Source organism: Meiothermus cerbereus (genome assembly GCF_051297115.1).
GTDB lineage: Bacteria > Deinococcota > Deinococci > Deinococcales > Thermaceae > Meiothermus > Meiothermus cerbereus_A.
In genome coordinates, this window is record NZ_JBEVAL010000036.1 from 19,383 (window position 1) to 28,419 (window position 9,037).

7 protein-coding genes are annotated in these 9,037 nt (G+C 63.1%); 5 read left to right on the forward strand and 2 right to left on the reverse strand.

Annotated features, from left to right (window positions below):
• Positions 1-96 precede the first annotated feature (96 nt).
• The 3 genes from ABWU19_RS08980 to ABWU19_RS08990 all read left to right on the forward strand — a co-directional run bounded on the left by ABWU19_RS08980 (position 97) and on the right by ABWU19_RS08990 (position 3,026).
• A complete protein-coding gene (locus ABWU19_RS08980) occupies positions 97-879 on the forward strand; it encodes a PIG-L deacetylase family protein (RefSeq protein ID WP_435901369.1) in 783 nt (260 codons plus the stop codon).
• 122 nt (positions 880-1,001) lie between these two features.
• Positions 1,002-2,282, forward strand: a complete 1,281-nt coding sequence (locus tag ABWU19_RS08985; protein ID WP_435901370.1) for a CCA tRNA nucleotidyltransferase — start codon at positions 1,002-1,004, stop codon at positions 2,280-2,282.
• A gap of 27 nt (positions 2,283-2,309) precedes the next feature.
• Positions 2,310-3,026 carry an alpha/beta fold hydrolase gene (locus ABWU19_RS08990; protein ID WP_435901371.1) on the forward strand — a complete coding sequence of 239 codons (717 nt, stop codon included), beginning with the start codon at positions 2,310-2,312 and terminating at the stop codon, positions 3,024-3,026.
• Here ABWU19_RS08990 and ABWU19_RS08995 read toward each other — a convergent pair.
• On the reverse strand, positions 3,020-5,800 hold the full coding sequence (locus ABWU19_RS08995) for a hypothetical protein (protein ID WP_435901372.1): 2,781 nt from the start codon (positions 5,798-5,800) through the stop codon (positions 3,020-3,022). The two genes, ABWU19_RS08990 and ABWU19_RS08995, sit on opposite strands and share 7 nt — an antisense overlap.
• Before the next feature lie 46 nt (positions 5,801-5,846).
• Positions 5,847-6,590, reverse strand: coding sequence for a PEGA domain-containing protein (locus ABWU19_RS09000; protein WP_435901373.1), 744 nt, complete (start codon positions 6,588-6,590; stop codon positions 5,847-5,849).
• 213 nt (positions 6,591-6,803) lie between these two features.
• Between ABWU19_RS09000 and ABWU19_RS09005 the strand changes: the two genes are divergently transcribed.
• Both ABWU19_RS09005 and ABWU19_RS09010 read left to right on the forward strand, forming a co-directional pair.
• The gene (locus ABWU19_RS09005; protein ID WP_435901374.1) at positions 6,804-7,580 is read left to right on the forward strand and encodes a fumarylacetoacetate hydrolase family protein; all 777 of its coding nucleotides are present in this window, start codon (positions 6,804-6,806) and stop codon (positions 7,578-7,580) included.
• A gap of 98 nt (positions 7,581-7,678) precedes the next feature.
• Positions 7,679-8,890: a potassium/proton antiporter gene (locus tag ABWU19_RS09010; protein WP_245597553.1), complete on the forward strand. Its 1,212-nt coding sequence runs from the start codon at positions 7,679-7,681 to the stop codon at positions 8,888-8,890.
• Positions 8,891-9,037 lie beyond the last annotated feature (147 nt).

Genomic DNA, 9,037 nt, shown 5'->3' on the forward strand with positions numbered 1-9,037 from the left:
GGCGTGGGCGCAGATAAACCCGACCGCAGGGAGGGCACCCGGTACAGGCGCGATGGATGGGCATCTCTGTGAAGCCGGTATTAGACTGGGGCCTGTATGCGTCTACTCGCCATCTTCGCCCACCCCGACGACGAGTCGCTTTTCTGTGCGGGAACCCTTGCCAAATACGCTGCTTTGGGGCACGAAGTTTACCTGATTTGCGCTACGCGGGGCGAGCAGGGCCGGATTCGGCATCCGGCCATCGAGGCCACGGCCTATCCAAAAGGCGAGGCCCTGGGCAAACTACGGGAAAAGGAGCTCGAGGCCGCCTGCGCCATCCTGGGTTTGCGCCCACCCATCTTTTTGAACTACCAGGACTCAGGCTATCCGCTCGAGGTGGCCCTGGCCAACCCTGCGGGCTTTATCCACCAGGACTTACAGCAGATCGAAGATACCCTTCTGGATCACCTGATGCGGATAGAACCGCAGGTGGTCATTGGGTTCGACCCGCAGGGCTATTACGGTCATGCCGACCACATCCACCTTCATCGCGCCACCCTGGGCGCTTTCTGGCGGGCGGGCAACCGCATGGCGGCGCCACCTTTGCGCCTGTTCTTCCCGGTACGCTCAAAGGAGCGGGTGGCCCAGACCCGCTTCGACCCCGACCGCTACGGGGTTTCGGCCAGCTCGGTGGCGGCAAGGGTAGATGTCCGGCCCCATGCCGAGACCATCCGGGCGGCGGTTCTGGCCCACGCTTCGCAGGCCGGGCCAGAGGAAAACTTTGCCCAGCTGCTCCTTGACTGGCCGGGAATCCTGGAAGAAGAGGAGTTTGTGCTGGGCGGGCTGCGGGGGGCTTTTCCAGCCATGCCGGCAGACGACCTGCTGGCGGGATGGCTTTAAGCGGATTCTGCCAGGCACGCTGATGCCCCACCGTCCTGCTGGAACCCCAAAGAGGAAGAAAAAAATCGCTGGAAGAGCACTTACCAGGTAGGTCTTTCGAAGGTATGCTCTAAACCTGACTTATGGAATATCGCTCCATACTGCAAAAGCTTGCTTTTCTGCCCGATCTTTATCTGGTGGGGGGTGCGGTGCGCGATATTCTGATGGGCCAGAAGCCCGAAGACCTGGATTTTGCCACTTCAGCGCCCCCGGAGGAAGTGATGCGCCTGGCCAGAGCCCACGGCCTCGAGGCCGTCCCCACCGGAATTGCCCATGGAACCGTAACAATCCTGATCGACCACCACCCCTACGAGGTCACCACCTTTCGCCGCGACGTGGAAACCTTTGGTCGCAAGGCCCGGGTGGCCTGGGGCAAAAGCATCGAGGAAGACCTGTCCCGGCGCGATTTCACCATCGGGGCTATCGCCATGGACGCTTCAGGTCGGGTGATTGACCCCTATGGGGGACAGCAGGACCTCGAGGCCGGCCTGATCAGGGCAGTGGGCGAGCCTCGCCGGCGCTTTCGCGAGGACTACCTGCGGGTCATCCGGGCCGGTCGCTTTGTTGCCCGGTATGGCTTTAAGATAGAAGCGGCCACCCTACAAGCCGCCCGTGAAGCTGCGCCGGAGGTGCTTTCCCACGTAGCCATCGAGCGGGTTACGGCGGAGTTTAACAAGGCATTTGAGAACGGTGTTCCTAGCCGGTTCCTGCGCTACTTATACGATCTCGATATTCTTCAGCGGCTTATCCCCGAATTCGAAGATACCCATCTGCTCTTGCAAAACCCCCGCTGGCACCCCGAGGGGGACGTACTGACCCATGTGTTGCAGGTGGTAGACCGGGCCGCGCCCCCCTATCGCTGGCACGCCCTGCTGCACGATATTGGCAAAAAAGATACCGCCCGATGGAGGCCCCAGGGCTGGTACAGCTTTCACGGCCACGAGCGGGTGGGTGCAGCCCTCATCCCCCGCATTGCCCGCGACCTGCGCCTGCCCAACCATCTGCGGGACGAGCTGGTGGTTACCACCGCTTTGCATATGGTGCCGGTCTTTACCAGGCCCACCCCTCAGGCCATCCGCAAGTTTCAGGCCCAGGCCGGGCCGCATTTGCCCGCCCTGAAAGCCCTTTACGAAGCGGACGGAGCCGAGCGTCGGCCCAAAGAGTCCTGGAAGTTTTTTGAACCCCAGCCGGTGCCGGTAAAGCCTGTTTTGCAGGGTCGGCACCTGATTGAGCGTGGCCACAAGCCAGGAAAGGCCTTTGGCGGGATGCTCCAGGCCGCCTACGCGCACCAGCTTGAAACGGGCGAAACAGACCTCGATAAGCTGTATCAGGCGGCCCTGAAGGCCATAGAGAGGGAAACCTGACCCTGCCTTTTTCGCTATGCTGTAGGTATGTCCGTTCCGGTAGTCTTTCTACATGCTTTTCCCTATAGCCCGGCCATGTGGGAGGGGCAGCTAAAGCTCGTTGAAGGGCACCCCCTTTTGCTACCCGACATCCTGGGTTTTGAGAGCCTGGAAAAGGCAGCAGCGCATGTGCTGGTCGAGATGGACGCGCGCGGCTGGCAGAAGGCAGTGTTTGTGGGGCTTTCCATGGGGGGATACGTGATTTTTAGGCTTTGGAACCTGGAGCCCGAGCGCTTCGCAGGCCTGGTGCTGGCCGACACCCGGGCCACCCCCGACACCCCCGAGGGTGTCCGCTTGCGCTTAGAGCAGGCCGCGCGTGTGCGCAAGGAGGGTATGCCTTTCTTCCCCGAGGCTACCCTGGGGGGGCACCTGGGGGCCACCACCCATGCCCGCCGCCCCGAGCTGGTGGCCTGGGTACGGCAGGCCCAGCTCGAGGCCGACCCCAGCCGTGTGGCCAAAAGCCTCGAGGCCTTAGCCTACCGGCCCGATTCCGTACCGTTGCTCTCCAGTATCTCGGTTCCGGCCCTGGTGCTGGTGGGCGAAGAGGACACTCTGACCCCACCCGCCGATGCCCGGCTGATGGCCGCCCAGATACCCGATAGCCGCATGCTCATCATCCCCGAGGCCGGTCATCTGGCCAACCTGGAGAACCCCAGGGCGTTCAACACGGCCCTGCGGGGTTTTCTATGCGAACTTGCTCACTGAGTGGAGGTTTTTTTGCTCAAATGCAAGGCCAGGCAGTCGTCCAGGGCCAGCGGTGACTGGGTATTTAGCCGCTGACGCAGCGCCTCGGGCGGCCAGATTTTCCCCAGCACCCGGCCCAGCTGGGCGCGGTAGGGGGCAGGCAGCCCTGCGCAGGACTGGAGTTTTTTCCAGGCGGCTTCCTCCTGCCCTAGGCCCAACAAGGCCTGGGTTTCCAGGCCCAGCTTCCAGCTCTGTACACCGGGGTCTTGTAAGTCCCCAATCTGCACCACCTGGGCCAGGGCCTCGGCCCACTTCTCCTGCCGGGCCAGCGTTTCGGCGTAGCCCAGGCGGGCCTGGGCCTGGAAGTAGGGGTCGTTCTGCTCTAAGCAGCTTTGCATCATGACCTCGGCCTGGTCGGCAGGCATCAGCAAGGAGAGCTTGAGGGCGATGTCTATGCCTAAGGCGATGTAGCGGTCGCCGGGAAGCTTCTTGCTGAGCAGCTCCTGACGCAGTTCGCGCAGAATTTTTTCGCTCTGGGGGGCTTTTTGTCCCCCCATATACGGGGGCAGATACGGCAGCCCGCTGGCCCGCACCCAGTAGGCTACGGCAATGCGGTAGAGGGTGCGGCGGTGGCGGTAGTGGGCTTCCTCGGGGCGTTCGCGCACGTCGCGCAGATAAGCCTCGGCCTCGGCCAGCAGGTTCAGGGCCTCCAACGGGCGGCCCCGGGCCAGCTCGAGCACACTGGCTTCGCTCATGGCGCGGGCCCGGATAAACTCGTCGGTGGCATCGTGGATGGACTGATACAGGTACTTTTCTGCTTCTTCAAAATTGCCAATGCGCCGCAGGGCAGTACCGAAGCGGGCCCGAACCCGGGCCACCTCTTCTGGCGGTGCTCCCGAAGCCTCCAGGGCTTCCAGGCCCTGCCGCATCTGGGCCTCGGCCTCGTAGACCCGCCCCGTGCGCAGCAGCAGGTCGCCCGACTGGTAGCGGGCCCGCCCCACCAGCAAAGGGTCGTGCGAGACCTGACGCAAAGCCGCCAGGGCCTCGTCAAAGCGGCCGGCATCCTTGGCGACCAGGCCCTGCCATAGCCGCACCCGGTCGGCCAGAAACGGCGGGATGGGCAACGAAAGGGCCTGCTGGACGTAGGCCTCGGCCTGGGTGTAATCGCCCTGCCAGCGCTCGACCGCGGCCCAGACCAAAAGCCCCTCGGCTGCAATTTCGCCCGAAAGTGTCTCGGGAGGGGGTAGAAGGGTCAGAGCGGCATGGAAGTCCCCGGCGTCTACCCGTGCTTCGGCGGCTTTGACCCTGGCCCAGGACTGGGTGGCAAGGTCGCTGGAAGAAAAGAGCAGCTCGAGGGCTTCCAGTGCCTCGGGGTGGGCATACTGGCCCAGCACGGCACGGTAGCGCACCACTGTCATGGCCAGTTTCTCGCGCTCTGGCAGGGGCCAGTGCCGCGACTCGGCCCAGAGGGTGGGCAGCAGCGACAGCCGGCTGGGGTCTTGCGAGAGCAGTTCGAGCAGCTTATCTAGCCGATGTGCGCCGCGGGCATGGTGCAGCAGGCGAAACAGGTCGCCCTTGAAAAAATCCAGGGCCAGTGCGTGCAGCTTGCGGGCCTCTTTTTCGGGCACCTCGGGCAGCAGGCTGCGCAAAGCCGGGCGTACCCGGCCCTCGCCCATAGGGGTCAGGAGGGCGCGCTCGGCCTGGGAGAGGTGCTCGAGGTTCTTGTTAATGGCCTTTTCCAGCAGGGCTACCGGTACGCCGGGGTCGGCCTCGGGCGAGAGAACGGCCAGCGCGTACAGAATTGGGCGCAGGGTGGTGTCCTGGGCCAGGTTGTAGCCGGCCAGGGCCGCGGGGGTGCTGCCCTGGGTCTGGGCGGCTTCCAACAAGACCAGCCGCGAAAGTTCGGCAAAGTTGCGCCCGGCCTGGTTTACCAGGGCTTCCACCCGCTCGGGAGGCAGGTCGGGCAGGCGGTCTTTCACGTAGCGGCGGGCCTCGGCCCGGCTGGGGGCCGACAGCGGGTGCCAGGCCAGGTTGGGCGGGGGTTCGGAAAGCCCGGCCAGGAAAGGAATGGTTAGGCGGCGTAGCAGGGGTTCGACCCAGGCCGCCAGACCTACCGGGTTGCCCTGGGTATCGCGCAGGCTCAGGCCGCCAATCTGCCCTTCTTTTTCGGCCCGTAAAAGCAGGGGTTTGCCGCAGGCATTGAGGGCTCGAGCCAGCTCGTTGCGCAGCTCGTCTTGCAGGGCGGCCTGCAGGGCATAGGGCTGGGTAGGGGAGAGCTGGGAGAGGATGCCCTCGAGCTCCAGCCCCAGTTTTTCGGCCAGGGGGTGGAGGTGCTGGGCCAGTTCACCCCCCAGGTTCGCCATCAGACAGCCTGGCACGGCCCGCTCCACCGCTGCCAGCAGCACGCCCTTGCCGGTGGCTGCACCCCCCACCACCACCATCTGGGGTTTGTCGCCCTGTTCCAGCGCCCGCACAAAACGGCGGAACAGCCTGCGCTTGTCGCGCCCCAAAGCCCGCCGGGCCGACTCGAGGGCCAGCTCCGAGGGCAGGCTGGGGGCCTCCAGGCCCGACTCGGTGTACAGTTCGCTAATAACTTCAAACAAGCGCAGCTTTTCCTCGGGGCTGCCCAGGTCTTTGTACAGGATGTTGCGAACGGTGCCAGCCCGCCCCCCGCGCTCGGCCACAGCGGCTTCCAGCCAGCGCAGGCTGCCTTTTTTGCCCCGATGGTCTCGCCCGCTCAGGTGGGGACGCAGGGCCTCGAGGTAGGTTTGCCAGAGTGTACTTACTTCACCCACAATATCTACACCATACTGAGGTGTAGTGTAATGTGCAAGCAAACCGTTACTGCACCAGTTCTACTTCCAGGTTTTGGTTGCGGGGTACATTGATCAGCACGCTAAAGGTGCGGTAGCCAGGGGCCTCGACCTGGAGGGTGTAGTCGCCGGCCTCCAGCAAGAAGCTCGAGCGCTCGAGCTTGCTGCTGGCAATCTCGGTGCTGCCCTGCAAAATCCGCACCGTGGGGTTGGGCGCCTTCACCTGCACGTTGAGGAGGCAGGGGCAGGTGGGCTCGAGCTCGCGCACGCTACCGTTAGCGGCGGGTGGGGTTGGACTGGGTGCGGCAGGGGCTGCGGGTGGCAGAGCTTCGGGGGCAGGTGTGGGGCCGGGTTCCGCAGGTGGCAGGGGTGTTGCTGGGGCATTGGGCGGTGTGGCCGGGCCAGTCTGGGGGCTGCCCAGTGGGTCAGGGATGGCGCCCGAGGTGAGCAGGTTGGGGCTGCTGCTGTTCAAGAGTACGATGCTGCCAAAGCCAGTTAGCGCCAGCAGCACGGCCAGGGTGGCTGTCCAGCCGGCCAGACGGCTCCTGAGGTTGAGCAGGGCCCAGACCAGCAAAAGAACCCCCAGCACCCCCAGCCCCCAGAACACCGAGGTGCCATACTGCTGGTGCAACCAGGCCCCGCCCAGCCCGGCCAGGCCCAGCAGCAAACCAAAGCCCGTCCAGGCCAGCCCACCGCGCTGTAGGCGGGTCAGGCCCCATAGCAAAATAAGTAGGCCCAGAATACCCAGAATCCAGAGTAAAAATGCGTTCATGCCAGCTCCTCTCGTACTTTTCTCGAGGCAAACCTCGAGGTTGCTTAATTTAGACTCTAACACTTCACCCACGAAGTGTTTTGTGACCTCGAGGGTAGAAGCCGCCGGTATGCATGAGACTTTCCCCTGGATGGGTAGGGCCAACGGGGCATAAGCCGGGTAAGCCAAACGTCCCAAGGCAGGAATTGCGGGCAACGGTATACTTGAGCCACTATGAAGCTAGTACGGTTTAACGCAGGTCAATGGGGCATACTGGAAGGCGAGATAATCCACGAAACCGACGGCCCGGCGGGCAACCCCACGGGCCGTCATTTTGATCTGGGGGGCGTAACCCTACTGGCCCCGGCCACGCCCAGCAAGATTGTGTGTGTTGGCCGCAATTATCTAGATCACATCCGCGAGATGGGCCACGATTTTGGCGGTGACCTTCCCAAAGAGCCGGGGCTCTTCTTGAAAGCCCCCAACGCCCTGGCCCACCCCGCCAACCCGGCCCGCCCCGAGCAGTCCGGCGATGCGGTGCCTTACCCCAGCTTCACCAACCTGCTGCACTACGAAGGGGAGCTGGCGGTGGTGATTGAGAGCCGCATGAAGAACGTGCCCGAAAGCGAGGCCCTCGATCACGTGCTGGGCTACACCTGCGCCCTGGACGTCACCGCCCGCGATAAGCAAAAAACCGACCTGCAATGGGTGCGGGCCAAGTCTGCCGACAAGTTCTGCCCCCTGGGGCCCTGGCTGGTAACCTCGCTCGATCCGCAAAACACCACCCTGCGCACCTATATAAACGGCGAGCTGCGCCAGGAGGCCCACACCAGCCTGATGATCTTCCCGGTGGCCAAAATCCTCTCCTACATCAGCAGTTTCATGACCCTGGAACCCGGCGACGTGGTGCTCACCGGCACCCCCGAGGGGGTGGGCGAGCTGAAGCCCGGCGACCTCGTGGAAGTGGCCATCGAGGGCATCGGCGACCTGCACACCCGAATTGGGCACTGAGGCCCTGCTTTGGGGCTGGCTTAACTGCATACTGAAGCCGGGGTGCTTCACGCACCGAAGTACCAGCGTTCCCCGCGGTTTTGCCGGGGTATGTGGAGGTGTATTTGCCGAGACCAGAGACCCTTCTGCTAGTTGCCGCCACTCTGCTGCTCCTCAGCGTGCTGGCCACCAAGCTCGGGGGGCGGCTTGGGGTGCCGGGACTGCTGTTGTTTCTGGTTATCGGGATGCTGGCCGGGAGCGATGGGCCAGGAGGGATTTGGTTCGATAACTACTACGCTGCTCAGCTCGTAGGTACGGTGGCGCTTATCTTCATCCTTTATTCGGGCGGACTCCTCAGTCGCTGGAACACGGTACGCCCAGTACTGGGGGCTGGCTTATCCTTGGCCACCTTTGGGGTATTGCTAACCATGCTGCTGACCGGGGCATTTGCCTACTGGGCCCTGAGCTGGGGCTGGCTCGAGGCCCTTCTATTGGGAGCCATTGTTTCCAGTACCGATGCCAGCGCGGTTTTTGGCGTACTGCGCGAGCGGGCGGTGCGCCTGCGCAAGCATCTGCGGCCTTTGCTTGAGTTCGAGTCGGGCACCAACGACCCCATGGCGGTGTTTCTTACCATCGGCCTGACCGCCCTCCTGACCCGCCCCGAGATGAACGCTTGGCAGATTCTGCCCATGTTTGTCCAGCAGATGCTGTTGGGCTTGTTACTGGGGTATGGCCTGGGGCGAGCGGCGGCTTGGGCCTTGAAAAACATCCGGCTTAGCTTCGATGGGCTGTATGCGGTTTTGTCGGTTGCGCTGATGCTCCTGGTGTTTTCGCTCACCGCCGTGCTGGGTGGCAGTGGTTTTTTGGCGGCTTATGTGGCGGGGGTGGTGGTGGGCAACAGCGACTTTCCCCGCAAGACGGCGCTATTGGCCTTTCACGAAGGTAACACCTGGCTGATGGAGATTGGGATGTTCCTCACCCTGGGTCTGCTGGTTTTTCCCTCCCAACTCCCCTCGGTGGCGGTAGGGGCCATTTTGCTGGCACTCTTTCTGATGCTGGTGGCCCGGCCTGTGGCGGTTTTCCTCAGCCTACCCAGCCGGCGCTTCGCCTTCAACGAGAAAGCTTTTGTTTCCTGGGTGGGCTTGCGTGGGGCCATTCCCATCGTACTGGCTACCTTTCCCTTGTTGGCCGGGGTTGAATCGGCACAAAAGATTTTCAACGTGACCTTCTTTGTGGTGTTGTTCTCGGTGCTGGTTCAGGGAACCACCCTGCCCTTGGCGGCCCGTTGGTTGCGGGTTCGCGCCGAGGATGAGGCTGGGATTTCTCCCTAAGCAGTCTGGTAAGTTAAAAAGTGATGTGCAACGAAGTCCCCCAAATGAGGCGCTCAAAGCAACTCCCAGATATTATACCGGATTCAAAAAGATAATCTTCAAACAAAAAGCGCTAAGAGGCTATCTTTTTGAATCCTAGAGCACACC